At 73.1% G+C, this 23,616-nt stretch carries 28 protein-coding genes and 1 tRNA gene; 6 read left to right on the top strand and 23 right to left on the bottom strand.

Annotated features, from left to right (window positions below; genetic code table 11):
• Positions 1-2 precede the first annotated feature (2 nt).
• Genes RGQ06_RS08465 through RGQ06_RS08450 form a run of 4 tightly spaced genes read right to left on the bottom strand, consistent with a single transcriptional unit; the run spans position 3 to position 4,112 of the window.
• The gene (locus RGQ06_RS08465; protein WP_432427006.1) at positions 3-1,268 is read right to left on the bottom strand and encodes a glutamyl-tRNA reductase; all 1,266 of its coding nucleotides are present in this window, start codon (positions 1,266-1,268) and stop codon (positions 3-5) included.
• The gene (locus RGQ06_RS08460; RefSeq protein WP_432427007.1) at positions 1,244-1,891 is read right to left on the bottom strand and encodes a precorrin-2 dehydrogenase/sirohydrochlorin ferrochelatase family protein; all 648 of its coding nucleotides are present in this window, start codon (positions 1,889-1,891) and stop codon (positions 1,244-1,246) included. Before RGQ06_RS08460 ends, RGQ06_RS08465 begins: the two co-directional genes overlap by 25 nt.
• A 2-nt stretch (positions 1,892-1,893) precedes the next feature.
• Entirely contained in the window at positions 1,894-2,544 is a 651-nt protein-coding gene (locus tag RGQ06_RS08455) for a redox-sensing transcriptional repressor Rex (RefSeq protein ID WP_432427008.1), read from the bottom strand.
• Between the two features lie 50 nt (positions 2,545-2,594).
• On the bottom strand, positions 2,595-4,112 hold the full coding sequence (locus tag RGQ06_RS08450) for an AMP-binding protein (protein WP_432427009.1): 1,518 nt from the start codon (positions 4,110-4,112) through the stop codon (positions 2,595-2,597).
• Between the two features lie 64 nt (positions 4,113-4,176).
• On the opposite strand from RGQ06_RS08450, the gene RGQ06_RS08445 reads away from it, so the two are divergent.
• Genes RGQ06_RS08445 through RGQ06_RS08435 form a run of 3 tightly spaced genes read left to right on the top strand, consistent with a single transcriptional unit; the run spans position 4,177 to position 6,797 of the window.
• The gene (locus RGQ06_RS08445; RefSeq protein ID WP_432427010.1) at positions 4,177-5,160 is read left to right on the top strand and encodes an ATP-binding cassette domain-containing protein; all 984 of its coding nucleotides are present in this window, start codon (positions 4,177-4,179) and stop codon (positions 5,158-5,160) included.
• Positions 5,157-5,969, top strand: a complete 813-nt coding sequence (locus RGQ06_RS08440) for an ABC transporter permease subunit (protein ID WP_432427011.1) — start codon at positions 5,157-5,159, stop codon at positions 5,967-5,969. Before RGQ06_RS08445 ends, RGQ06_RS08440 begins: the two co-directional genes overlap by 4 nt.
• Before the next feature lie 45 nt (positions 5,970-6,014).
• Complete coding sequence (locus tag RGQ06_RS08435) at positions 6,015-6,797, top strand: ferritin-like domain-containing protein (RefSeq protein WP_432427012.1); 783 nt, start codon at positions 6,015-6,017, stop codon at positions 6,795-6,797.
• A 149-nt stretch (positions 6,798-6,946) separates the two neighbouring features.
• Here RGQ06_RS08435 and RGQ06_RS08430 read toward each other — a convergent pair whose 3' ends face one another.
• The 14 genes from RGQ06_RS08430 to RGQ06_RS08365 all read right to left on the bottom strand — a co-directional run bounded on the left by RGQ06_RS08430 (position 6,947) and on the right by RGQ06_RS08365 (position 17,152).
• A complete protein-coding gene (locus RGQ06_RS08430) occupies positions 6,947-7,828 on the bottom strand; it encodes an SAM hydrolase/SAM-dependent halogenase family protein (RefSeq protein WP_432427013.1) in 882 nt (293 codons plus the stop codon).
• Between the two features lie 22 nt (positions 7,829-7,850).
• Positions 7,851-8,051: a helix-turn-helix domain-containing protein gene (locus tag RGQ06_RS08425; protein WP_432427014.1), complete on the bottom strand. Its 201-nt coding sequence runs from the start codon at positions 8,049-8,051 to the stop codon at positions 7,851-7,853.
• Between the two features lie 102 nt (positions 8,052-8,153).
• On the bottom strand, positions 8,154-9,176 hold the full coding sequence (locus tag RGQ06_RS08420) for a YihY/virulence factor BrkB family protein (RefSeq protein ID WP_432427015.1): 1,023 nt from the start codon (positions 9,174-9,176) through the stop codon (positions 8,154-8,156).
• Positions 9,177-9,181: 5 nt separating this feature from the next.
• Positions 9,182-9,760: a DUF3618 domain-containing protein gene (locus tag RGQ06_RS08415; protein WP_432427016.1), complete on the bottom strand. Its 579-nt coding sequence runs from the start codon at positions 9,758-9,760 to the stop codon at positions 9,182-9,184.
• Positions 9,736-10,170, bottom strand: coding sequence for a phage holin family protein (locus RGQ06_RS08410; protein WP_432427017.1), 435 nt, complete (start codon positions 10,168-10,170; stop codon positions 9,736-9,738). The genes RGQ06_RS08415 and RGQ06_RS08410 overlap by 25 nt, the downstream gene beginning before the upstream one ends.
• Complete coding sequence (locus tag RGQ06_RS08405) at positions 10,167-10,898, bottom strand: hypothetical protein (RefSeq protein ID WP_432427018.1); 732 nt, start codon at positions 10,896-10,898, stop codon at positions 10,167-10,169. The genes RGQ06_RS08410 and RGQ06_RS08405 overlap by 4 nt, the downstream gene beginning before the upstream one ends.
• 136 nt (positions 10,899-11,034) lie before the next feature.
• Positions 11,035-11,826: a pyrroline-5-carboxylate reductase gene (gene proC, locus RGQ06_RS08400; RefSeq protein ID WP_432427019.1), complete on the bottom strand. Its 792-nt coding sequence runs from the start codon at positions 11,824-11,826 to the stop codon at positions 11,035-11,037.
• A 9-nt stretch (positions 11,827-11,835) separates the two neighbouring features.
• Positions 11,836-13,017 (bottom strand): MFS transporter, encoded by a 1,182-nt coding sequence (locus tag RGQ06_RS08395; RefSeq protein WP_432427020.1) that lies wholly within the window; start codon positions 13,015-13,017, stop codon positions 11,836-11,838.
• 153 nt (positions 13,018-13,170) lie between these two features.
• Positions 13,171-13,635, bottom strand: coding sequence for a YbjN domain-containing protein (locus RGQ06_RS08390; RefSeq protein WP_432427021.1), 465 nt, complete (start codon positions 13,633-13,635; stop codon positions 13,171-13,173).
• 14 nt (positions 13,636-13,649) lie between these two features.
• A complete protein-coding gene (locus RGQ06_RS08385) occupies positions 13,650-14,867 on the bottom strand; it encodes a glycosyltransferase (protein WP_432427022.1) in 1,218 nt (405 codons plus the stop codon).
• Positions 14,868-14,875: 8 nt separating this feature from the next.
• The gene (locus RGQ06_RS08380) at positions 14,876-15,334 is read right to left on the bottom strand and encodes a helix-turn-helix domain-containing protein (protein WP_432427023.1); all 459 of its coding nucleotides are present in this window, start codon (positions 15,332-15,334) and stop codon (positions 14,876-14,878) included.
• A gap of 8 nt (positions 15,335-15,342) precedes the next feature.
• On the bottom strand, positions 15,343-15,882 hold the full coding sequence (locus tag RGQ06_RS08375) for an ABC transporter substrate-binding protein (protein ID WP_432427024.1): 540 nt from the start codon (positions 15,880-15,882) through the stop codon (positions 15,343-15,345).
• Positions 15,883-15,954: 72 nt separating this feature from the next.
• The gene (locus RGQ06_RS08370) at positions 15,955-16,914 is read right to left on the bottom strand and encodes a hypothetical protein (RefSeq protein ID WP_432427025.1); all 960 of its coding nucleotides are present in this window, start codon (positions 16,912-16,914) and stop codon (positions 15,955-15,957) included.
• A 1-nt stretch (position 16,915) separates the two neighbouring features.
• A complete protein-coding gene (locus RGQ06_RS08365; RefSeq protein ID WP_432427026.1) occupies positions 16,916-17,152 on the bottom strand; it encodes a MoaD/ThiS family protein in 237 nt (78 codons plus the stop codon).
• 33 nt (positions 17,153-17,185) lie between these two features.
• Between RGQ06_RS08365 and RGQ06_RS08360 the strand changes: the two genes are divergently transcribed.
• On the top strand, positions 17,186-17,791 hold the full coding sequence (locus RGQ06_RS08360) for a histidine phosphatase family protein (protein ID WP_432427027.1): 606 nt from the start codon (positions 17,186-17,188) through the stop codon (positions 17,789-17,791).
• Positions 17,792-17,812: 21 nt separating this feature from the next.
• Here the strand turns inward: RGQ06_RS08360 and RGQ06_RS08355 are convergent, their stop codons facing one another.
• From RGQ06_RS08355 to RGQ06_RS08340, 4 genes are all read right to left on the bottom strand, one after another.
• Positions 17,813-19,156 carry a DUF4214 domain-containing protein gene (locus RGQ06_RS08355; RefSeq protein WP_432427028.1) on the bottom strand — a complete coding sequence of 448 codons (1,344 nt, stop codon included), beginning with the start codon at positions 19,154-19,156 and terminating at the stop codon, positions 17,813-17,815.
• Positions 19,157-19,236: 80 nt separating this feature from the next.
• Positions 19,237-19,310, bottom strand: a tRNA-Lys gene (locus RGQ06_RS08350).
• Between the two features lie 40 nt (positions 19,311-19,350).
• Complete coding sequence (locus RGQ06_RS08345; RefSeq protein ID WP_432427029.1) at positions 19,351-19,833, bottom strand: hypothetical protein; 483 nt, start codon at positions 19,831-19,833, stop codon at positions 19,351-19,353.
• Positions 19,834-19,908: 75 nt separating this feature from the next.
• Positions 19,909-21,390, bottom strand: a complete 1,482-nt coding sequence (locus RGQ06_RS08340) for a potassium/proton antiporter (protein ID WP_432427030.1) — start codon at positions 21,388-21,390, stop codon at positions 19,909-19,911.
• Positions 21,391-21,414: 24 nt separating this feature from the next.
• Here RGQ06_RS08340 and RGQ06_RS08335 point away from each other — a divergent pair, with 24 nt between their 5' ends.
• Positions 21,415-22,239, top strand: coding sequence for an LLM class F420-dependent oxidoreductase (locus tag RGQ06_RS08335; RefSeq protein WP_432427031.1), 825 nt, complete (start codon positions 21,415-21,417; stop codon positions 22,237-22,239).
• Positions 22,236-22,925 carry a hypothetical protein gene (locus tag RGQ06_RS08330; protein ID WP_432427032.1) on the top strand — a complete coding sequence of 230 codons (690 nt, stop codon included), beginning with the start codon at positions 22,236-22,238 and terminating at the stop codon, positions 22,923-22,925. The genes RGQ06_RS08335 and RGQ06_RS08330 overlap by 4 nt, the downstream gene beginning before the upstream one ends.
• A gap of 6 nt (positions 22,926-22,931) precedes the next feature.
• On the opposite strand, the gene RGQ06_RS08325 is transcribed toward RGQ06_RS08330, so the two are convergent.
• Positions 22,932-23,528, bottom strand: a complete 597-nt coding sequence (locus RGQ06_RS08325) for an acyltransferase (RefSeq protein WP_432427033.1) — start codon at positions 23,526-23,528, stop codon at positions 22,932-22,934.
• Positions 23,529-23,616: the final 88 nt, after the last annotated feature.

Here is a 23,616-nt window from a genome sequence, read left to right as displayed (position 1 = left end):
GGTCAGGAATCGATGTCGTAGAGGTCGCGCAGGGCCTGGACCAGGCGGTCGCCCTTGGTGGTGCCCGCGGCCTCACGCAGCGCCACGGTGGGCTGGTGCAGCAGCTTGGCGACGAGGCCCTGGGTGAGCTTCTCGACCGCGGCGATCTGGGCGTCGTCGAGGTCGGCGAGGCGGGCGCGGGCCCGCTCCAGCTCGGCGGTGCGCAGCGCCTCGGCCCCTTCGCGCAGGGCGACGATGACCGGTGCGATCTCCCGGGCCGACGTGGCGGACCGGTAGCGCTCGAGCTCCTCGTCGAGGATGGAGCGGACGGCGTCGACCTCCCGGCGGCGCTCGGCCAGGCCCCGGTCGGCGAAGGCGCCGAGGTCGTCCATGTCGAGCACCGTCACGCCGGCGACGTCGGCCACCGAGGGCTCGATGTCGCGGGGCACGGCGATGTCGACCAGCACGAGCGGCTGGCCGCCGCGGGCGACCATGGCAGCCTCGACGTCGTCGCGGGTGAGCAGCACCGAGGCCGCACCGGTGGAGGTGAGCACGACGTCGGCGTCGACCAGCTCCGAGCCGAGGTCGGTGAAGCGGATGGCCCGACCGCCGACGGCGGCGGCGAGCGCCTTGGCCTTGTCGTGGGTGCGGTTGGCAACGACCAGCTCGGCCACGCCGGCGGAGGCGAGCGACTCGGCCATGGACGAACCCATCTCGCCGGCCCCGAGCACGATGGCCCGGCGGCCGTCGAGGCTGCCGAGCTGCTGGGCGGCGAGGGCCACGGCGGCGTAGGACACCGACGCGGTGCCCTGGCCGATGCCGGTCTCGCTGCGCGCCCGCTTGCCGGCCTCGAGAGCGTGGCGGAACAGCAGGTTCAGCGTGGTGCCGGCCGCGTCCTCCCGCTGGGCCTTCTCCCACGACGTCTTGACCTGGCCCTGGATCTCGTGCTCGCCGAGGACGGCGGAGTCGAGGCCGGAGACCACGTCGAAGAGGTGGGCCACCGCGGCGGTGTCGTGGTGGACGTAGAGGTGGTCGGCGAAGTCCTCGGGGTCGAGGAAGGCGAGCTCGGCCAGCACGGCGCGGACGTCGGCGTAGCCGCCATGGAACTTCTCGGCGACCGCGTAGACCTCGGTGCGGTTGCACGTGGAGAGCACGACAGCCTCGGACACGTGCTCCTTGGTGAGCAGCGCGTGCAGCGTCTTGCCGAGCGCAGCGTCGCCGACGGTCATCGCCTCGAGCACCCCGAGGGGGGCCGTGCGGTGGTTCACCCCGATGACGACGACAGGCATGATCTCAGCAGTTCCAGCGCTTCGGTTCGGCGGTCGGCACGCAGCAGGTCGAGAAGCCCGGCATCGAGGGCCTCCTGCCACTTGAGTCCTTCAGTTGAACGACCCTGGGCCTTGATGGATTCCCTCTCCGCGGAGAGGAGCTCCACCAGGGCATCGTATTCCGGGCCGAACTCGTCTTCGAATCGCCTCCGCAGCCAGGTGGACAGCGCGGGGCTGTGACCCCCCGTCGCGACGGTCACGAGGAGGGTGCCGCGCCGCACGCGAGCCGGCAGCGTGAAGGTGCAGTTGGCCGGGTCGTCAGCCGAGTTCACCCACACGCCGGCGGCGTCGGCGTCGAGGAACACCTGGTGGTTGACGCCGGGGTCGCTCGTGGCGGTGACGACGAGGCGGTGCTCGGCGGCCTCGGGGCTGGCGTAGGGCCGGCGCTCGATCGCCACGATCCCGTCGTCGGCGCAGGCCTGGAGGTCATCGGTCACATCGGGCGCGACGACGAGGAGCTGGTCCGCTCCCCCGTCCAGGAGCCCCTCCACCTTCGACGTGGCGACGGGGCCACCGCCGACCACGAGCACCGAACGGCCCCGCAGCACCAGGTTCACCGGGTATTGCGGACCGTCGACCGGCATCGCTACTCGGCCGCCGAGGTCGGGCCGTGCTGCTGGTAGAAGGACAGGATCTGCATCTCGACGGCGAGGTCGACCTTGCGCAGGGAGACCTCGGGCGGCACGGTCAGCACCGTCGGCGCGAAGTTGAGGATGGAGCGCACCCCGGCGGCGATGAGCTCGTCGGCCACGGCCTGGGCTGCCGGCGCCGGTGTGGCGATGACGCCGATGGCGATGTGCTCCTCGGCGACGACCTCGGCGAGCTCGTCGGCGTGGCGGACCACGAGGTCGCCGAAGGTGCGGCCGACCACGTCGGGGCTGGCGTCGACCAGGGCGGCGACCGGGTAGCCGCGGTTGCCGAACCCGCCGTAGTTGGCGAGAGCGGCGCCGAGGTTGCCGATGCCGACGATGACGACGGGCCAGTCCTGGGTCATGCCGAGGGCCCGGCGCATGTGGGCCTGCAGGTACTCGACGTCGTAGCCCACCCCGCGAGTGCCGTAGCTGCCGAGGTAGGACAGGTCCTTGCGCACCTTGGCCGCGTTGACGCCGGCGGACTCGGCCAGCTGCTCGCTGCTCACGGTGGGCGTCTGGGGCCCCAGCTCGAGCAGGCTGCGCAGGTAGATCGGCAGGCGCGCCACGGTGGCATCGGGGATGCGCTTGCCACCACGCTCGGCCACGGCACGAGGGTAGGGCTCGTTCACACGTTCACAAAGTCCGCGCCGAGGCCTCAGTAGACGGCCCGGGTCCCCCGCAGCTCGTGCTTGCGGACCTTGCCGCCGAGGCCGCTCGGGAGCTCGTCGACGAACCACACCTTCTGCGGGCACTTGTACCGGGCGAGGCGCTGCTCGGCGAACGCGATGATCTCGTCCTCCTCGAGCGACGCCCCCTCGGCGGCCACGACGTAGGCCTTCACCGCCTCGCCGGAGTGGGGGTGCTGGACGCCCACCACGGCCGCCGACGCCACCCCCGGGTGCTCGACGAGGACGCTCTCCACCTCGGCCGGGTACACGTTGAACCCGGACACGATGATGAGGTCCTTCAACCGGTCGACGATGAAGAGGAACCCGTCGTCGTCGACCACGGCCAGGTCGCCGGTCTTGAGCCAGCCGTCGGACGTGAGGGCCTGGGCGGTGGCCTCCTCGTCGCCCCAGTAGCCGTGGAACACGTTGGGGCCCTGCACCCGGATCTCCCCGACGTCGCCGACGAGGACGTCGTGGTCGCCGGCATCGGTGAGGCGGACCTTCACCCCGGGCAGCGGCGCGCCGATGCTGCCGGGCGGGGCGGGGATGCCGGTGGCGGTGGTGACGACCGGCGACGCCTCGGTGAGCCCGTAGCCCTCGTCGATCGACAGGCCGAAGCGCTCCTGCACCAGGGCGCGCACCGCCGGGTCCAGCTTCGCCGCGCCCGAACCCGCGATGCGGACCGTGCGCAGGGCATCGCCGTCGGCGCCGGGCAGGTGGGCCCACGCCGACCACATCGCCGGGGCCCCGGCGATGATCGTGACCTGGTGCTTCTTGACCGACTCGAGCGCGGACTCGGGGTCGAAGCGCTCCACCGCGAGCACGGCGCCCCCGGTGTGCAGCGCCATGTCGAGCACCACGTTGAGGCCGAAGATGTGGAAGAACGGCAGCACGCCGAAGGTGATGTCGTCGCTGCGCTGCTCCCGGTACGGGTTGGCCTGGAGCTGCTCGAGGTTCGCCATGAGGTTGCCGTGGCTGAGCTTGGCGGCGCGGGGGAAGCCGGCGGTGCCGGAGGTGAACATGAGCACGGCGAGGTCGTCGGCCTCTCGCGGCACGATCGGCGTGGGCTCGGCGGTCATGAGGTCGTCGAGGCGCACGGCCCCCTCGACCACGAGGTCCCCCGGGTCCGACTGCACGACGAGGCGCAGGTCGGGCACCGCCGCCCGGTCGATGTCGGGCAGCACCCGCTTGCCCGTCGGGCCGACGATGACCCCGACGACGCCGACGTCGGCGAGCTCGTTGGTGACCTCGGGGCCGGGGCTGGCCGGGTTGATCGGCACCGCGACCGCGCCCACGCCGAGGATGGCGAGCCAGCTGACCACGAAGTACCAGTTGTTGGCGGCCACGACGGCGACCCGGTCCCCGGGCTCGATCCCGGCCTCGACCAGACCGCCCCGCAGGCGCCCGGCCTGCTCGCGCAGCTCGCCGTAGGTGGTCTCCTTGCCACGGGAGATGAGCGCCACGCTCGTGGCTGGGTGGTCGGCACAGATCTCGGCGAGGTTCACGCCCGGCAGTTCAGCACGTGAGCAGCGTGCGATGCCGCCGCGTGCTCCCCGGTAGACATGCGACGTGCACGACGGGATCGTCACCGAGGGCCTGACCCGCCTGTTCCCCGGCGGGGTCGGCCTGGCCGACCTGTCGCTGGAGGTCGCGTCCGGCGAGGTGCTGGCGCTGCTCGGCCCCAACGGGGCGGGCAAGACCACGACCGTGCGGCTGCTCAACGGCGTGCTCCGGCCCGACCGGGGCCACGCCCGGGTCCTCGGCCTCGACCCGGCCACCCACGGCGACGAGCTGCGCCGGCGCACGGGGGTGCTCACCGAGCACGCCGGTCTCGACGACCGCCTCACCGCCCGGGAGAACCTGCACTACGCCGCCCGCATCCGCGGCATCACCGGCCCGGCCGTGGAGGCCCGCATCGGCGAGCTGCTCGACCGCTTCGGCATGGGCGAGCGCGCCGACCAGCCCGTGCGGGGCGCCTCCACCGGGCAGCGCAAGCGCCTGGGCCTGGCCCGCTCGCTCCTGCACGACCCCGAGGTCCTCTTCCTCGACGAGCCCACCTCCGGGCTCGACCCGACCGCCACGCGGGACGTGGTGGAGCTGATCGGCTCCCTCGCCACCGAGCACGGCCGCACGATCGTGCTGGCCACCCACTTCCTCGGGGAGGCCGGCCGGCTGGCGGACCGCATGGCCGTGCTCGACCGCGGCGAGCTGGTCGCCTACGGGCGACCGGCCGACCTGGCCGACGACCTGTGGGACGGGCTCGAGGCCGAGGTCGACCTCGGGGCGCGGGCCACGACCGAGCAGCTCGACGTCGTCGCCTCCGTGATCGGGGTCCACACCGTCGAGCCGTCACCGGCGGGCGCCGTCCTGCGCGTGGCCGGGCGGGACGTGCTCCCCCACGTGGTCGCTCGCCTCGTCGGGGCCGGAGCGCCGGTCTACGCGGCCGTGCCCCGACCGCCGACCCTCGAGGACGTCTACTTCGAGATCGAGGCCCGACGGGCCGCCTCCGCCGGGTTGCCGCCGGCACCGGACCCGCGGGGCGTGCCGACGTGACCCGCACCGACTGGACCGCGGTGTGGGGCGTGGTGGCCAAGGACCTGCGCGCCGTCGTGCGCTCCAAGTCCGTCGTCATCCCGATGCTGGCCGTGCCCGTGCTGCTGATGGTGTTCCTGCCCGGCGCCATCGGCCTCGCCGCCCGAGCCGCCCCCGGCGTGCAGGTCGAGCGCCTGCTCGGCGACGTGCCCGGCGACCTGGCCCGCCCGATCCTGGACCTGCCGGTCGAGGAGCAGCTGATCGTCCTGGTGAACGGCTACCTGCTGGCCCCGCTGTTCCTGATCGTGCCGCTCATGGTGTCGGCCGTGCTCGCCGCGGACGCGTTCGCCGGCGAGAAGGAGCGCAAGACCCTCGAGTCGCTGCTGCACTCCTCCATCCGCGACCGGGACCTGTTCCTGGCCAAGTTCCTCTCCGCGTTCCTGCCCGCCCTCGCCGTGTCCTGGCTCGGGTTCCTCGCCTTCGTGATCGTCGCCAACGGCGTGGCCTGGCCGGTCATGGGCCGGGTCTTCGTCCCGACCCGGTTGTGGGGCGTGATGATCCTGTGGGTCGCGCCCGCCGTCGCCACCCTCGGCCTGGCCGTGATGGTGCGCGTGTCGGCCCGGACCCACACCGCCCAGGAGGCCAACCAGCTCGGCGGCGCGGTGATCCTCCCGCTGATCTTCCTCGCCGTCGGCCAGTCCACCGGGCTGCTGCTGGTGACGCTGCCGATCGCCGTCGGCATCGGCGCCGTGATCTGGGCCGTCGCCCTGCTGCTGCTGCGGGGCGGCGTGAAGCGCTTCACCCGGGACGCCCTCGTCGCCCAGGTCTGAACGAACCCGGCAATCCGGACAGGGCGGGCACTCCGAACATCGGGTGTGCGCTTCGACCTGGCCGCCTACAAGGAATCCACCGACCGGCTCGACGTCGGGGGCATCGACTTCGACGCCTTCCACGACCAGCCCCTCGCCCCCGAGCACCTCCGGTGCCTGCGCTACATGCACGACGTCGAGCTCCACACGTCCTGCTACCTGCGGAACCTGCTGAACACCCGGGCCCACCACGACCCGGAGATCACCACCTTCCTCACCCTCTGGAACCACGAGGAGCTCTGGCACGGCGAAGCCCTCGCCCGGGTGCTGGCCGCCCACGACGAGCCCGGGGGCCCGGACCGCGTCGCCTCCATGCGCCGGCGCCTCGGGTGGCGCATCACCGCCAGCCCGCTGCTGTGGATGGGCTTCTCGGCCATGACCCGGCACTTCCTCGCCATCCACATGACCTTCGGCGTGGTGAACGAGTGGACCACGCAGGCCGGCTACGTCCGGCTCGCGGCCGAAGCCCGGCACCCCGTGCTCGACGAGCTGCTCCGGCGCATCATGCGCCAGGAGGGCACCCACATCGCCTTCTACCGCTCCCACGCCGTGGAGCGCCTCGAGGCCAGCGAACGGGCGCAGCGCACCACGCGCCGCGCCGTGCGCGCCCTGTGGAGCCCGGTCGGCGCCTCCGTCATGCCCGAGGCCGAGACCCGCCACCTCGTGCGCACCCTGTTCTCCGGTGGTGACGGCCGGGCCGTCGCCGATCGCATCGACCGGCGCGTCGACGCGCTGCCCGGCCTGGCCGGCCTCGACCTGATGGCCGGCGCCCTCGCCCGCTACGCCTGAGGCCGTTCTGGGGTACCCGGCGTGACCGACGCGGTCGCGGGACGTACCCCAGAACGTCAGGTCAGGTCACGTCAGGAAGACGAGCTGGAGGGTGGCGGCGCCGATGATCAGCAGCAGCAGGATCGCCATGATGATGGTGGTTCCGGGCCTCATGGCCTGCCTCCCTGGGGGCGTGGTCCGAGGCCGACCGGGGTGGTGATGCCACCGGCGCCCTCGTCGTCGTCGAGGCGCTGCAGTCGCACCTCCTGGCCGGTGCCGAGGTCGAGCTCGACGTGGGCGGAGCGGCGGTCGAGCGCCACGGTGAGCAGCCCGTAGGAGTCCACGACGAGGCCGACCTCGCCCTCCTTGATGCGGGCGAACGCGTCGACCCGCCGGGCGGTCCGCAGCTGGCCGCCGATGCGCAGGCCGATGCGGTCCCCCCAGTCGGCGATGTCGTCGGGGTCCACGTTCAGCTGGCAGTTGCCGAACCGGTCGATCCACAGCACGTCGCAGACGAGGTCGCCGTCCTCCTCCCGCATGACCGGGATCAGACCCGGCGTGAGCGAGCTCGGGTCGACCAGGTCGCCCAGCTCGGTCAGCTCGGTGCCGGTGCACAGGGCGGCGGCGACGGGGGCGAAGACGTCGCGGCCGTCGAAGGTCGGGCCCGGCGCCGGCAGGTGGTAGTCGGTGTTGGTCAGCGACACGGCCCGGCTGGCGCCGCCGGACATCGACACCGCGGGGGCCAGGACGCCGTTGTCCGGCCCGACGAGCACCGACTGGCCGTCGCCGACCTCGATGGCGATGCCCCGCCGCTCGGTGCCGACCCCCGGGTCGACCACGGCGAGCACGACGCCCGGGCACAGGTACTGGGCGCTGCGGGCCAGGGCGAGGCCACCGGCGCGCACGTCGTGGGGAGCGATGTCGTGGGTGATGTCGATGACCGCCACGCCCGGTGCGGTGGAGCGCAGGATCGAGTGGACGATGCCGACGAACTCGTCGCCCCGGCCGTAGTCGGAGAGGAACGAGATGGTGTCGTAGGTCAGCGGGGTCATGCCCCTCCGACGCTACGTCCGGTCATCCCGCTTCGGTGAACCGGTCGGCGAGGTAGGCATCGAAGTCCTCCTCGCTGATCCGGAACGACTTCCCGATGCGCAGGGCGCGCAGCTCGCCCGACTTGATCAGCCGGTAGACGGTCATGTCGGACACTCGCAGCGCCTCGGCGACCTCACGGGGGGTGAGGAAACCGGGACGCACAGGACCACTGGCACGGGTCATGGAACACCCCTTCTCTCCGGGGGAGAGGCTAGGCGACCGTGGCTCCTGTGGCCACTAGCACGTGCTGGGGCCGAAGTGGTGGATGGTGCTGGTGGGGGTGCGTCAGTCCGTGGCGACGGGTTCGCCGAGGTCGTCGGCCTTCACCGCATCGCGCCGGCCCATCGGCTGGGGTTCGCCGACCGTGGAGTCCCTCGCGGTCTGGGCCTCGAGCTCGCTGTTGATCTCGGCGCCGAGGATGACGGCGAAGGCGGTGACCACGAGCCAGAGCATGAGCACGATGACGGCGCCGATGCTGCCGTAGGTCTCGCCGTAGCTGCCGAAGTTCGACACGTAGACGGAGAAGGCGATGGAACCGAGGATCCACACGGCGGTGCCGATGACCGCACCCCAGGACACCCACTGCCAGCGGGGCGCGTCCCGGTCGGGGGCGTAGCGGTACAGCGCGGCGAGGCCGAGGGCGAAGCCCACGGCCAGGCCGACGTAGGAGCCGATCTGGACCAGGGTCTGGCCGAGCGAGCCGAACGGCAGCTGGTCGGCCACGGTCGGGAGCACGGCGATGACGCCGATGGCGACGGAGGCGAACGCGATGGCGCCGACGGTGAGGCCGAGCGAGAGCCCGCGCAGCTTCAGGAAGCCGCGGCTCTCGCGTTCGTCGTAGGCGGCGTTGACCGCGCCGATCAGGTGCTTCACACCGGACGACGCGGCCCACAGCGCGGCGGCGATGCTCACGGCGAGGGTGACGCCGATGCCCTGCTGCTCGGACGTGATGCTCTCGAGCTGGTCGGTGATCAGGCCCCGGGCGTCCTCGGGCAGGCTGCCCGTGAGGTCGCGGACCTGCTGGGCCACCTGGTCGGGGTCGGCGAAGATGCCGTACAGCGAGACCAGCGCCGCGAGCGCCGGGAACAGCGCGAGCAGCAAGAAGAAGGCGACGCCGGCGGAGAGCAGGGGGACCTGGTCCTCCTTGACCTCTCCCTTGACGCGCAGGGCGACGTCCTTCCAGCCGCTGGCCGGCACGTCGCCGGGACCCTCGGCGTCCCGACCGCGGTCGTCGCCGCGGTCGGGATGCCGTCGGGGGTGGTCGTCCTCGGTGAGGTCGATCAGCTCGTCGTCGGTGCGGGTCGCCATCGTGCTCAGGCTCCGGTCTGGCGGCGGGCCTGGTCCTCGACCTCGGCCTTGACGTCTTCGGCCGCGCCCTGGGCGTGGCCCTTGACGGCGTCGGAGCGGTCGCTGACGTCGGAGGCGACCTCGTCCTTGGCGTGGCGGCCGTCCTCGGCGATGTGCTCCTTGGCCTCGCCGACGCGCTCTCCGACCTGGTCGGAGACGGCGCTGGCCGACTCCTGCACGTGCTCCCGGATGGGGGCCTGGGCCTTGGACTGCACCTCGCGGGCCAGCCTGTTCTCGGTACGGCTCTCGGGCAGCACCGATCCGGCGAGGAGGCCGGTGCCGAAGGCGATCAGACCGGCAGCGAGCGGGTTGCCCTGGCTCTGGCGCTTCACGGCGTCCGTGGCCCCTCCGGCCGAGTCGGCCACCGAGTGGCGTGCGTCGCCGGCGGTGCCCATGACGGTGTCCTTGGTGTTGGACACGGCGCCCTTCAGTCGCTCGGTGAGGCGGCCGGGGCCGGCCCGGTCACCGATGTCGTCGAGGGTGCGGTCCATGCGACCGCGGGTGGTCTGGATCTCTGCGGTCAGCTCATCCGTGCGCGTAGCCATGAGAAGTCCTCCTTGAGGGTTTCGATCGTCTTGTGCGGCACCGGGTTCAGCGCCTTCAGGTTCTTCTTCCCGACCATGAACGCGATGCCGGCGCCGAGCGCCAGGACGAGTCCCACGATGAGGAATGCGAGGCCGGCCGGCATGAGCTCGGCGAGCCCGAGGCCGGCGGCGACGGCCAGGACGGCGAGGGCGAGGTAGCCGACGAGGGCGGCCGCACCGAAGCCGGCGCCGACGCCGGTGGCGTGCTGGGTCGACTCCTTGATCTCGGCCTTGGCCAGCGCGACCTCCTGGCGGACCAGGAGCGCGGCCTCCTCGCTGAGCTCGCCGAGCAGCGCGCCGATCTCCGTCTCGGGAGACGGGGCGTCGCGCACCGGCCGACGGCCGTTGGTGCGTGCTTCGGCGAGGGTCATCGGCGCATCTCCCCACCGGCGAAGGACTCGTTGCGGGGCGACGGCGCGACGCGGCTGGGGCCGTCACCCGTCAGGTCGATCTCCCGGTCCGGCCCGGACGAGTCGGCGCCCGGCTGCTCCGGGACCTGCTGGGGGTGGTCCCCGTTGCGCAGGATCCGCCCGAGGGCGAAGCCGGCACCGGCCGAAGCGAGCAGGAAGCCGCCCGGGCTGCGCTGGGCGAAGCTGCGGACACCCGACAGGGCGCCCTCGATGCCGTCGCGCTCGAGGCGCTCGACCACACCATCCAGGGAGCCAGCGGCGCGCTGGAGGTAGTCCGCGGTGGCGTCCCGGGGCGAGTCACCCGAGCTCATGGCCTGCAGGTCGTCGCGGAAGCGGGCGATCGCACCGGCGGCCACCTCGGACTGGCGGTCGGCCTGCTGGCGCACCGCATCCCGGGCTTCGTCGACGACGTCGCGGACCTCGGACCTCGCCGTCTCGGCGACGTCCCTGGCCTGGTCGGCGGCGTGCTGGGCGGCGTCCTCGACCTCGCTGCGGGCATGGCCGGCGACCTCACGACCGCTGTCCTTGGCGTGCGAGCCCGTGCCGCTGCCCTGCTGCTCGTCAGCCCAGTTCGGCGAGCCGAGATCCGGCGGCGGCGAGGCCAGCGGGGGCCCGCCGTCAGGGGTGGGCGGCGCGGTCGGCCGGGTGGCCGTGCCGGGGATGACGTCATCCGGTCGGTGGTTGCTCATGTGGCGCTCCTGGGGTCGTCGTGCCATCGGTCGCTACCCGAGGCGCGACGCGGCACAGAACGGATCGCGCCCAATGGCACGCCCCTCGCCGGTTCTTCGCGGGGTTCCGCCCGGTTTCGGGGGGCTTCGCCGCCGCTCAGTCGGCGCCGAGCGCGACCGCACGGTCGCGCGCGGCCAGCACGGCGTCGATCAGCGCGGCGCGCACGGCCCGCTGCTCGAGCACGCGCAGGCCTTCGGCTGTGGTGCCACCCGGGCTGGTGACCGCGGCGCGCAGCTCGCCGGGCGAAGCGTCGCCGTGCAGGAACAAGGTCGCAGCGCCGAGCAGCGTCTGGCCCGCCAGGGCCTCGGCGACGTCGCGGGGCAGCCCCGCGGCCACGCCCCCCTCGATGAGCGCGTCGAGGACGAGGAACGCATAGGCGGGGCCGGAGCCCGACAGCCCGGTGACGGCGTCGAGCAGGTGCTCGGGCACCCGGACGACCGTGCCGACCGCACCGAGGATGGCCTCGGCCCACGTCAGGTCGGCGTCGTCGGCGTTGGCGCCGGCGGAGATGGCGGCTGCGCCGGCCCCGACGAGGGCCGGCGTGTTCGGCATCGCCCGCACGACGCGGGCCCCGTCGGGCAGCGCGGCCTCGAGCGCGGCGATGGTGACCCCGGCGGCGATCGACAGCACGCGCCCCCCGTCGGCCGCGCCGACCGCGGCAGCGACCTCGGCCACGAGGTGCGGCTTCACAGCGATGAGGGTCCCCTCGGCCGGGCCCGGGACGTCGGCGACCTCGAGGGAGGGGTGGGCGGAGCGCAGCTCCTCGGCGCGGGGCCCGTGGGTCTCGACCACCCGCACGGCGAGGTCCGGGTCGGATCGGAGCAGACCGGCCAGGAGGGCTTCGCCCATCTTGCCGCCGCCGACGATCTGCAGTGCTGCCCGGTCCATGTCGGGACGTTACCGACGGGCCACCGACGGCACCGGGCTCCGGCCGATCGGGCCGAGCACCTGGGCGGCGAGGAGGATGAGCGCCACCCCGACGCCGAGGACGAACACGCCGGTGGTGGAGGTCAGGGCCAGGGCCCCGCCGGCGAGGAGGGGGCCGAGGGTCTGGCCGAGCCGGGCGGCGCCCACCCAGACCGCGAGCACGGCGCCGCGGCGCTCGGGGGGCGCCGCGCCGGCCACCGCATCCTGCAGCGACGGGATGAACACGCCCTCACCGAGGCCGTAGAGCATGCACGCCCCCACGATGACCACGATCGTCCCGGCCGACGCGATGCCGGCGAAGGCGGTCACGTAGGACACGCCGGCGGCGATGAGCAGGGTCCGCATGGACCAGCGGGAGCGGATCCGACCGAGGTTGAACGCGATCAGGCTGGCCGTGGCGGCCGGGACGGCGATGAGCAGCCCGCGGGCGGAGGCGGACAGGCCGAAGACCTCCTCGAGGTGCACGGGGAACGTCGTGAGGAAGCCCCCGAAGATGAGCACGAACACGAGGATCCCCGACCCGAGGCTCGCCTTCACCACCGGGTTCCCGACCGCGGTCCGAGCGGCGCGCACCTGCTCGCCGACCGTCTCCTGCGAGGTGGGCCGGTCGGCCTCCAGGACCCGCCACACCAGTGCCGACATCGGCAGGCCGATGGCGTAGAGCAGCAGGGCGGCTCGCCAACCGAGCGCATCGGAGACGAGCCCGCCGAGCGCCGGCGCCAGGGCGAGCCCGAGGGTGAGCACGGCGGCGTTGCGGCCGATGAGGGCGGTCCGGGCGTCGCCGTCCCAGTGGTCGGAGATGAGCACGACGGCGAGGTTGATGAGCCCCGCGGTGCCGAAGCCCTGCAGCAGCCGGGTGGCGATCATGACCTCCAGCGTCGGGGCCAGCGCGGTGGCGAGGCCGAACGTGCCGAACGTGGCGAGGCACGGGGCGAGCACGATGCGACGACCGAAGCGGTCCGCGAGCAGGCCGATGACGGGCGCCACGACGATGCCGGGCAGCGAACCGGCGGCCACGATGAGCCCGGCGGCCGACGCGCCGGCTCCGAAGTCGTCGAGGATGTCGGGGATCGACGGGCCGAGCAGCGTGTTGTTGAGGATGCCCGTGACCGTGATGGCGAAGATCAGCAGCCGGGGTGGGCGGCGGCTCACCGGTGCCGCCGGGCGTCCGGCCGGCGTTCCGGTTGGCGTTCCGGTTGGCGTGCCGGTTGGCGGGTCGGCGCCACGTCCGGCTTCCCCGACCGGTCCGGGCACCGACCCGCAGGCTCGATGCTGGCACAGGATTGCATGGAATGCAACGAGAGATCAGGAAGGGAAGCGGCTGGCGAACCCGATGCGGAGGGCAGGCTTGAAGAACTGCTCGGTCCACACGTAGAGCGAGCCGAGGATGCGGTCGAGCTCGTCGTGGTCGATGGCGTGGTTCGGCAGGGCGCCGGCGAGGAACACCGCGTCCTCCTCCCCGATCGAGAACGCCGCCCCCATGAGCCGGTTGTTGCGCCGCAGCAGGTGCTCGTAGAACCGGGCGTGGTCCTCCTCCGGTGCCGGCATCACGTAGGTCTCGTAGTGCAACGTGCGCTGGCCCAGCTCGAACCAGATGGAGAAGACGTCCTTCTCCTCGCCCGTGACCCGCACGAACCAGCGGTGGACCTCGGGGTCCTCGTCGTGCTCGACCGCGGCGACGATCGGGTTCTCCTCCCGCTGCACCTCGAGCCAGTCCTCGATGGCGGCGGCGAGGGCGGCGAGCTCAGCGGGGCTGGAGGCGTGCTGCACCGGCCCAGTCTGGATTACGCCGCGGCGCACTCCACCAGCGCGCGGACCGCCAGGTCGGCGTACACCCGGCGCAGGCGCCCCGCGGTGATCGACCACGTGTAGTCCCGTGCGACGCCCACCCCGCCGGCGGCGAGGCGCTCGGCCAGCACGGGGTCGGCCAGGATGCGGTCGGTGACCGACGCCCAGCAGGCCGGGTCCCTGCTCTCGACGAGGAAGCCGGACCGGCGGTGCTCGACGAGGGTCTGGAGCCCGCCGACCGCGGTGGCCACGACCGGGGTGCCGCACGCCGCGGCCTCGAGGGCGACGAGGCCGAAGCTCTCGGAGCGGCTCGGCACGTGCACGACGTCGGCCGCGCGGTAGTAGGTGGACAGCAGGTGGTGGGGCTGGGCGTCGACGAAGCGGACCCGATCGAGGACGCCGAGGTCCCGGGCCTCCTCGATGACCTCGGCGAGGTGGGCCTCACCGGCCGGCCCGCTGGTGCCGCCCACGGCGAGCAGCACGGTGTCGTCGCGCTCCAGGCAGGCCAGGGACCGCACCGAGACGTCGAGGCCCTTCAGCGGCTGGATGCGGCCCACGAACAGCACGACCGGGTGCTCGTCGTCGAGGCCGAGCGCAGCGCGGGCTCCGTGGCGCTCACCGGGGCTGAAGAACGCGTGGTCGACGCCGGGAGGCACGATCTCGATGCGGGCCGGGTCGGCGTCGTAGAACCGGACCAGCTCGTCGACCTCGGCCTCGGTGTTGGCCAGGATGGCGTCGGCGCAGCCGATGACCGAGGCCTCGGCCTCGATGCGGTGCCCGGGTTCGGGGTCGCCGCCGGCGGACTTCACCCGTCCCAGCGTGTGGAAGGTGACGACCAGGGGCAGGCCGAGGGTGTGCTTGATGCGGTGGCCGGCCACGCCCGAGAGCCAGTAGTTGGCGTGGACGGCGTCGACAGGGTGGTCGACGAGGTGGTCGAGCACGCCGTCGGTGAACTCCTCGACGACCGAGTGCAGGTCCTCCTTGGGAAGGTCGTGGGGGCCGGCGGGCACGTGGACGACGCGGAACCCGGGCTCGATGTCGACGACCTCGGGCAGGCCGGGGGCCCAGGCTCGCGTGTACACGGTGCAGTCGATGCCGGCCTGGGCCAGCGACGCGACCAGCTCGCGCACGTAGACGTTCATGCCTCCGCTGTCGCCCATCCCCGGCTGCACCAGGGGGGACGTGTGGAACGAGAGCACGGCGAGACGCTGCACGGAAGCAGTCAACGCCGCTCCCCCTCGGATGATTCCTGACCTGTCGAATCAACTTCGTCAGGTTCTGCGCCCGCGGCGGCCTCGGCGCGGAAGGAGCGGTAGACGCGGATGAGCGCCTCGCGCTGGTCCACGCTGATCGAGGGGTCTCGCAGGATCTCGCCGATCACATCGACATCCCCACGTTCGCGCTCGAGGATGCCGGCCCGGACGTAGAGGGTCTCGGCCGAGATCGACAGGGCGCGGGCCAGCTGCTGGAGGATGTCGGCCGAGGGCTTGCGCAGGCCCCGTTCGATCTGGCTCAGGTACGGGTTCGACACGCCGGCGGCCTCGGCCAGCTTGCGCATCGAGAGGCTGGCCTCGCGCCGCTGGTCCCGGATGAACGCCCCGAGCGCCGCCAGCCCTCCCTCGCCGTCGTCTGCGGCGTCGGACCCGTCGGGCGCGCCGGGCCGTGGTGCGGGACCGCCCACTGCCCGGCTCAGGAGAGCAGGCTGTCGACCGACGCCTCGCCGGTGCGGTAGCGCCGGGTGAGCTCGGCCTCGATGGCGTCGATCCGGTCGAACAGCGACCGGCGCAGGTCCGACACCCGTCGCTCGAAGGCCTCCAGGGACGTGACGACCGCAGCGAGCTCGTCGTCGTCGAGCTCGCCCGGCTCGGAGAGGTGCGCCGTGGTGACGATGTCGTCGAGCTCGTCGGCCAGGTCGGGGTCGATGTCCCCGGTGCCGAACGCGGAGGGCAGCCGCCCGTTGCCCGGCGCACGCGTGCTGTGGGCGAGCAGCTCGGGCAGGCGGGCGATGAGGTCCTCGAGGTCGTCGTCACCCGTCGGCGTGCGGTCGGCGCGCCGGGCCCGCTCGGCCTCGGCCACGTCGAGGCGGCCCTGGACCATGCGCCGCAGGTACGACAGGCCGGTCTCGACGTCCTGGCAGGTGGCCCGCCGGGCGCGCAGCTCTCGCATCTCGAGCGCCGTGAGGTCGCCCAGGTAGTCCTCGGCAGTGATGGTTCGGAGGGTGTCGCGCACGTGTGCTCCCGGTGTTCCGGCCCGCTCAGGCTCGGCGCCGAGGCTACTCCACCGTCCGGGAGGCCGGGCCGGTCAGACGATGAGGACGTCGATGCCCAAGTACCAGAGCGGTGCGGTGAGCAGCAGGCTGTCCACCCGCCGCAGCGCGGGGGCGAGGGCGCGGGCGTGGGGCAGCATCACCGAGGCGAGGATCTGGCCGGCGAAGGCGCCGGGCGCGACGAGGAGCCCGAACGCGAAGGCCTCCCCCACGCCGAAGGGCGGGAAGCCGAGTGCGGCGACGACCAACGTCACCACCAGCACCGCCACGCCGCCGGCGAGGGGGCCCTCGAACGCGTTGGCCGATCCGGACCCGATGAGGAAGTCCCCGGTCTCGTAGGCCGAGACGAGCAGCAGGAGGGAGACGGCCGCCCACAGCTCGAGCTCGACGAGGAGCACGAAGCAGCCGCCGGCGACCGCGGCGGGCAGCGCCGTCTGCAGGACCAGGCTGGCGCGTGCGAAGGCAGCGCCGAGGTCGCCGGCCGCGTCCTTGGCCGCCATCGCCACGGCGGTGACGGCCAGGAGCAGCACGGCGACGCCCATGGCCCGGGGGTGGACGGCCGCGGCCGCGACGGTGAGGGCGGTGGTGATCAGCGCGACGCGGGGGTCGACCGGCGCGCCTCGGGCCCGCCACGTGCGCAGCGCGTGCGAGGCGGCGGCAGCGAAGGCGAGGCCGAAGTACAGCGCCGTTGCCACGGTGCCGAGGGCCAGCGCGGCGACGGCACCGATGAACCACGCCAGGCCGAGGCGGACGCGGGGGCCGTCGATGTCGTAGTGGACGAGGTACCGGTTGCCGGAGCGGGCGCGCAGCTTGCGCACCTGCTCGCGCCGGCGGGCCTCGGCCCGCTCGGCGCGGGTCGGCTTCCTCCCCGGCTTGGCGGCGGCCTTCTTCGCCGCGACCTTCTTCGACGGCTTCTTGGCCGGCCCGGCCTTGCTCGCCTTCTCGGGCTTCTTCGGGTCCCGTTCCGCGTCGGATCCGGCTGCGCTCCGTGCCACCTCAGCCGCCCGAGACCGGGGGCAGCACCGCGACCTCGTCGGCGTCGGCCACGGCGTCGCCGGGCTCGGCGGGCTCCCCGTTGACCCAGACCCGGCAGGTCCCGAGCACCGCGGCGAAGCCCGCGCCGTACCGCGCCACGGCGGCGTCGAGCACGTCGCGGACCGTGGCACCGTCGAGGGTGTCCCGATCGGTGCCGGCAGCCTCCCGTGCCCCGGCGAACAGGCGGATCGTCGGCATCGACCGGGAGGCTACCGGGCTACCGTCGCCCCGATGTCCGATCCGTCCCGCCTCCTCGTCGTGCGACACGGCCAGTCGACCTGGAACGCGGAGGGTCGCTGGCAGGGCACGGAGAACCCGCCGCTGTCCACCCTCGGCGTCCGCCAGGCCCGCCACGCGGCCCAGCACCTCGGCCCGTTCGACGCCGTCGTCGCCTCCGACCTCGAGCGGGCGTTCGTGACCGCGACGATCCTGGCCGAGGAGCTCGGCATCGGCCCGGTGCAGACCGACCCGGACCTGCGGGAGCGCTCCGCCGGCGAGTACCAGGGCCTGACCCGGCACGAGATCGAGGAGCGCTTCCCCGGCTACCTGGCCGAGGGCCTTCGTCCCCCCGGCTGGGAGGAGGACGACGGCGTGCTCGAGCGAGCCGCCGGCGCGCTCGCCCGCGTCGCCCTGTCGGTCGGCCCGGACGGCACCGCACTGGTGGTGACCCATGGCGGCGTCATCCACACGCTGGAGCGCGCCCTCGGCCTGCGGCGTGAGCAGCGCCTGGCCAACCTCGGTGGCCGGTGGTTCACCGTGGGGCCTGGGCACTTCGGCGGTGGTGAGGACGTGCTGCTCGTCGACGAGGACGAGGTCACCGTCCCCCGCCAGCTCTGACCCGCCAGATGGGCGGACGGCCTAGCAGCCGATGCCGAGCCAGACCGGCAGGTCCCGGGAGGTCCCGGCGACCACGGCGCGACGGCCGACGTTCAGCTCGGTGGATGCTCCCCCGTCGAACTTGACCAGGTCCTCGAACCCCTGGCGCTGGGCCCAGGCGACGAGGTCCCGGGCGTCGAGGTTCGTGGTGGCACCGAAGAGCAGCCGGCCCTGGTCCTCGTCGTTGGCCACGAAGGAGTGGCGCAGGGTCTGCATCGTGTACGGGTCGTTCACGTAGTCCCGGTCGAAGTTCTTGTTCTTCTGCCCGCCGATGATCAGCGGCGCGCCGGCCGCGGCCCACACCCACTCGTCCGGGCCGACCTTGTGCTCGGGGTGCATCTCGTTCAGGTACGGCGAGCGCTCCGCGGCGGACAGCCACGACTCGATCACGGCCGTGCCGCGCTGGTGGAGGACGTTGGAGAGGCGCTGGTCGTCGTCGCTCAGCGTGTCCCCCGGCCACACCTCCACGACGTCGTGGGGTGTGGGGTCGAAGCGGAGCCCGAGGATGCCGCGGTCGAGCCGGTCGGCAGAGCCCTTGACGTGGCGGCCGTCGACGACGCCCAGCCCGACGGAGCCGGGGTTCGGTCGGTCCTTCTCGGACTCGAGCACCCAGTTGGCGTTGATGGACGCGACCGCGCAGCGGTCGGCGCCGGCGGAGAACACGCCCCGGCCGGGGTCGACCATCACCCCGCGGAAGCTGCCGCTGCCGCCGCCGACGCGGGGCACGCTGACGTGCTGGTCCTGGTAGCCGTCGGCGGCGAGCGTGGCCTCGGCGAGCGGCCGCAGCGGTGGCGTGCGGCAGGCGGCGACGGCGCCGCTCTCGGCGGGGTGGATGCTGTGGCAGGTGCCGGTGCGGGTCAGGTACTCGCGCAGCTCGACGAAGCCGATGACCATGTCCCACCGGGTGAGCCGGCCGGACGTGAGCATCTGGGTCCAGTACGCCTTGCCCTCGGGGTCACCGGCGCGGCACAGGACGTTGCGGTAGACGAGGTCGACGAACCGGCTGTGGTCGAGGTTGCCGTAGCGCTGCTGGAACTCGTCGCTGGCGGCGAAGGCGTAGGCGATGTCGCTGAGCCCGGCGCCCCGGGCGCGGACGGCGAACCAGTGGTCGAAGCCGCCCTGGTCGGGCTGGCGCAGGAAGAACGCCTGGTACAGCCGCCACACCCGGGCGTGCCCGGCCGACAGCTCGACCTGCTGGGCGAACGCCGCGCTCGGCGCGCTGATCCGGCAGTCGTCCCCCGCCGCCGCCTGCACGGGCGCAGGCCCGGCCAGCGTGAGGCACCCCGCCACCAGCGCCACCGCCAGGAGGCTCCGAATCCAGCGCATGTTCTTCCCCAAACGTCGCTCGTGACCGCCGGAGCTGTGAGGCGCAGCCGAACAACTCCAAGCAGCCCGAAGGGCTGCCGTGCCCCCGGTGGGACTCGAACCCACGATCTTCGGATTAAAAGTCCGCTGCCTTGACCAGCTTGGCTACGAGGGCCCGGTCACCGTACCGGAGCCCGCGAGCCGACCCGCTCGCATCACTCGTCGATGGGGTCCTCGGCCTGGCGGACGACCTCGACCGAGGTGGCGTCGATGGCGTGGCGGCCGCGGAAGTCGGTGTACTGCTCGTCGTAGGGCATGTCGAACTCCTCCTCGAAGGAGTCTGCGTCCTTCTCCCGCACGGTGCCGGTGACCTCGACGACGTCGTCGCTGTCGAGCTCGTCGACGATGGGCTCCTGGCTGACGATGAGCAGGCCGTCGGTGTCGGGCTCGGCGGCGATGTGGAAGACCCGGTCGTTGACCTGTGCGGTGACCTCACCGGTGACGGTGACCTCCTCACCGACGTACTGGTCGCCGCCCTCGACGACCTGCCCGAGCGGGCCGTAGTCGAGTCCCGGTTCCTCGGTGACGTCCTCGATGCTGACATCGTCGCCGGTGTCGTCGTCGTCGCCGCAGCCGGCGAGCAGCAGCAGACCGGCGGCAGCCGCGGCGAGGGGTCGGGCGGTCCGGGGCAGTGGCATGGGGGTGTCTCCTGGGTGGCTGGTCTCCACGGGTCGCTACCCGTCGGGACGGGACGGCAGTCGAGGCCCGGGTCCTCAGCGAGCGCCGGGCGCGTCCTCGTCGGGGAAGGTGAGCCGGTCCCGGGCGTCGCGGAACGTGCCGTCGTCGGCGAGGAGGAGGACGTTGTCGCCGGCGGCGAGGCGGGTCGCGCCGGTGGGGACGATGAAGGTGCCGTCCCGGTCGACGAGCACGACCAGCGCCCGCTCCGGCAGGCGGAGCTCGACCAGGGCGCGGCCGTCGCCGAAGGAGCGGGACGGGATCTCCAGCTGGCGCAGGGAGGTCCCGTCCGGGAGGGGCTCGCCCGCTTCGAGGGGTGCCGGCATCCGGTTCGGCACGGGGACGGTCACCCGCGCCAGGCGGGCGACCGGGCCGAGGGTGGTCCCCTGGATGAGCACGGAGGTGAGCACCACGAAGAAGACGACGTCGAAGAGCAGGACCGCCTCGTCGACGCCGGCGACGAGGGGGAACGTGGCCAGGATGATCGGTGTGGCGCCGCGGAGGCCGACCCAGGCGACGACGGCCTGCTGGCGGACCGGGACACGGAAGGGTGTGAGCGAGAGCGCGACGGCGACCGGTCGGGCCACGACGACGAGGACGGCCGCGACCAGCAGCCCCTGCCAGGTCACGGCCGGCAGGTCGCTCGGGAACACGAGCAGGCCGAGGACGAGGAACATGCCGATCTGGGCCAGCCAGGCGATGGCGTCGTGGAACCGCATGACCGAGTTGCGGTGCAGCACCTCGTGGTTCCCGAGCCACAGGCCGCACAGGTAGACGGCGAGGAAGCCGCTGCCGCCGAGCAGCACCGTGCCGGCGTAGGTGGCGACGGCCACGGCCAGGGTCAGCACCGGGTACAGACCGTCGATCCCGAGGTTCACCTTGTTGAGCAGCAGCCGGCCGATCCAGCCGCCGAGCACCCCGAGCACCGCGCCGAGCACCACCTGCTGACCGAACATCGGGAGCAGGGACCACCAGCTGTCGGTGTCGCCGGTGACGATCTCGACCAGGCCGATGGTGAGGAACACGGCCATGGGGTCGTTGGCCCCGGACTCGAGCTCGAGCATCGGCTGGATGCCGCCCTTGAGCCCGGCCCGTCGGGATCGCAGGACCGAGAACACGGCGGCGGCGTCGGTGGAGGAGACGATGGCGCCGAGGAGGAGGCCGACCTCGATCGGCACGTCGAGGATCGCCGTGGCGAGGACTCCGGTGATCCCGGCGGTGGCGGCGACCCCGATGGTCGCGAGCACACCGCCGGGCGCGAGGACCGGACGGATCGCCTCCCAGCGGGTGGCGATCCCGCCGTCGAAGAGGATGAGGGCGAGAGCGGCGACCCCGATGCCCTGGGTCAGCTCGACGTCTTCGAACTCGATGCCCCCGAGCCCGTCGGATCCGGCGAGCATCCCCAGGCCGATGAACAGCAGGAGGGCCGGGACGCCGAGTCGGTTGGCCAGCTTGGACGCCAGCACGCCGCCCAGCACCAGCACGGCTGCGCCGAGGAGCAGGGGCTCGGAGCTCAGCACGGCGGACAGCGTACGGTCGACCCCATGGACGTCGGCATCCACCTCCCCCAGTACGGACGGGTCGCCTCCAGCGAGGCCATCACCACGGCGGCGCGGAGAGCCGAGGAGCTCGGGTTCGCCGACGTGTGGGTCAGCGACCACATCGTGCACCCCGCCGAGCAGGACTATCCGTCGCCGTTCCTCTTCGACCCGATGGTCGCCCTCACCTGGGCGGCGGCCGTCACCGACCGGATCGGCCTGGGCACCAGCGTGCTCGTCCTGCCCAGCCACGTGCCGCTGGAGCTGGCCAACCAGCTCGCCTCCCTCGACGTCCTGAGCGGTGGGCGGGTCACGGTCGCCGGCGGTGTGGGGTGGTCCGAGCGGGAGTTCGAGGCCCTCGGCCACGGGTTCGCCGACCGGGGTCCCCGCACCGACGAGATCATCGACGCGCTGCGGGTGGCGTGGACCGAGGACCCGGCCACGTTCGAGGGCGAGCACGTCTCCTTCCGAGACATCCGGGTGCTGCCGCAGCCGGCGCACCCCATCCCGATCTGGATCGGCGGCATGAGCGAACGGGCGCTGCGCCGCGGCGTCGAGAAGGGCGACGGCCACCAGATCATCGGCGTGAAGCCCCACGAGGCCGCCCCGGTCATCGAGCGCCTGCGCCGGGACCGCCCGGAGGAGACCTTCACGATCTCGCTGCGCACCGGGTGGGACCCACAGGGCATGGACCCCGACGAGATCCTGGCCGAGGCCGACGCCTACGCCGAGGCCGGGGTGCAGCACGTGGTGTCGGCCCCGTGGCGCAGCGACCTCGACAGCTGGCTCCGTTCCATGGAGCTGCTCGCCGAGCTGGTGGTGGACCGATGAGCGAGCTCGAGATCGTCAAGCCGGCGATCGACGTCGGCATCCAGACCAACGACCTCGACGCCCACCAGGCGTTCTGGGGCGACGAGCTCGGGCTGCGCTTCGACCACCTGCTGAAGGTCGGTGGCGGCGTGCACCAGCACCGCTACGACCTCCACGGCGGCGTGCTGAAGGTGAACGTCCACCGGGACCCGCTGCCGACGGATGAGACCACCGGCTACAGCGCCGTGGCCATCGTCGACGCAGCCCGGGCGATGGAGGGCATCCAGGGCCGCGAGGGGCCTGACGGCATGCGCGTCGCCCTGACCCCGCCGACCCAGGACGGCACGCAGGTGAACGTGCTGGTCGAGGCCTCCGACGTGGAGCGCACGCTCGACGTGCTGCAGGCGACCTTCGGCGGCGACCGCGGCGAGGGCACGCTGCGCATCGGGGAGACCAAGCTGAGCGTGAAGCTGCGCCGTGGCCGACCGCCGACGACGTCGCGCGACGGCCTGGGCATCCGCTACCTCACCGTCCAGGTCCGCGATGTGCTCGCCGCCCACGCTCACGCCCTCGCCAGCGGCATGACCGAGGGGCTGGCGCCCGTGCGCCTCGGCGACGTCGCCCACATCTCCTTCGTGCGCCTGCCCGACGGCGACTTCATCGAGCTGTCCCAGCGGGCCTCGCTCACCGGGCCGCTCCCGGACTGAAGCCCCTCAGGCGGGACCTCGCGGCGTCATCCACTGCCAGGCGTCGCCGTCGTGGCGGCGAACGACCTGGGCGGGGTTCCCGGCCACGACGGTGAAGTCCGGGACGTCGCTGCGGACCACGGTGTTGGCCGCCACCACGGCGTTCTCCCCGATCCGCACGTTGCCGACGATGGCGGCGCCGATGCCGATCCACGCCCCCCGACCGACCTCCACCCGGCGGCCGTCGCGCAGGCCCTGGCGCTTGATCGGCTGGGACACGTCCTCGTACACGTGGCCGGTGTCGGAGACGTAGACGCGGTCGGCCAGCATCGCCTCCTCGCCGATCACCACCTCCCCCACCGCGGTGATGCGGCTGAAGTTGCCGATGTACGCGCCGTCGCCGATCCGCACGGTGACCCCGCGCTCGGGCACCAGGGCCTCGAGGACGGCGTAGGCGCCGACCTTGACGAACGCGCCGACGTGGATGCCGGCCGGGTTCTCGACCGACACGGTCGGCTGGCCGAGCTCGCTGTAGGGACCGAAGGCGGCGAACGCCGGCAGGTCGGCGGGCGGCGTCCAGGGCGGCAGCTGGTCGAGGCCGTCGTTGCGGTCGTGGTCGTCCACGGTCACAGTGTCCCCGACCGGACCGCCCGGTTCGGTGACCGACCGAACCCGGCAATTCGGTCACCCGAAGTGCCACCGGTAGCCTGCG

The organism is Salinilacustrithrix flava, from assembly GCF_041228405.1.
GTDB classification, from domain to species: Bacteria; Actinomycetota; Acidimicrobiia; order Acidimicrobiales; family Salinilacustritrichaceae; genus Salinilacustrithrix; species Salinilacustrithrix flava.
Note: the sequence above shows the minus strand (reverse complement) of the source record. Positions and strands in the feature narration are given on the sequence as shown.

Coding starts and splice junctions, on each gene's coding strand:
- RGQ06_RS08465 (WP_432427006.1), bottom strand. CDS start 1,268: ATGCCTGTCGTCGTCATCGGGGTGAACCACCGCACGGCCCCCCTCGGG.
- RGQ06_RS08460 (WP_432427007.1), bottom strand. CDS start 1,891: ATGCCGGTCGACGGTCCGCAATACCCGGTGAACCTGGTGCTGCGGGGC.
- RGQ06_RS08430 (WP_432427013.1), bottom strand. CDS start 7,828: ATGACCCCGCTGACCTACGACACCATCTCGTTCCTCTCCGACTACGGC.
- RGQ06_RS08425 (WP_432427014.1), bottom strand. CDS start 8,051: ATGACCCGTGCCAGTGGTCCTGTGCGTCCCGGTTTCCTCACCCCCCGT.
- RGQ06_RS08420 (WP_432427015.1), bottom strand. CDS start 9,176: ATGGCGACCCGCACCGACGACGAGCTGATCGACCTCACCGAGGACGAC.
- RGQ06_RS08415 (WP_432427016.1), bottom strand. CDS start 9,760: ATGGCTACGCGCACGGATGAGCTGACCGCAGAGATCCAGACCACCCGC.
- RGQ06_RS08410 (WP_432427017.1), bottom strand. CDS start 10,170: ATGACCCTCGCCGAAGCACGCACCAACGGCCGTCGGCCGGTGCGCGAC.
- RGQ06_RS08405 (WP_432427018.1), bottom strand. CDS start 10,898: ATGAGCAACCACCGACCGGATGACGTCATCCCCGGCACGGCCACCCGG.
- proC (WP_432427019.1), bottom strand. CDS start 11,826: ATGGACCGGGCAGCACTGCAGATCGTCGGCGGCGGCAAGATGGGCGAA.
- RGQ06_RS08365 (WP_432427026.1), bottom strand. CDS start 17,152: ATGCCGACGATCCGCCTGTTCGCCGGGGCACGGGAGGCTGCCGGCACC.
- RGQ06_RS08360 (WP_432427027.1), top strand. CDS start 17,186: ATGTCCGATCCGTCCCGCCTCCTCGTCGTGCGACACGGCCAGTCGACC.
- RGQ06_RS08355 (WP_432427028.1), bottom strand. CDS start 19,156: ATGCGCTGGATTCGGAGCCTCCTGGCGGTGGCGCTGGTGGCGGGGTGC.
- RGQ06_RS08345 (WP_432427029.1), bottom strand. CDS start 19,833: ATGCCACTGCCCCGGACCGCCCGACCCCTCGCCGCGGCTGCCGCCGGT.
- RGQ06_RS08335 (WP_432427031.1), top strand. CDS start 21,415: ATGGACGTCGGCATCCACCTCCCCCAGTACGGACGGGTCGCCTCCAGC.
- RGQ06_RS08330 (WP_432427032.1), top strand. CDS start 22,236: ATGAGCGAGCTCGAGATCGTCAAGCCGGCGATCGACGTCGGCATCCAG.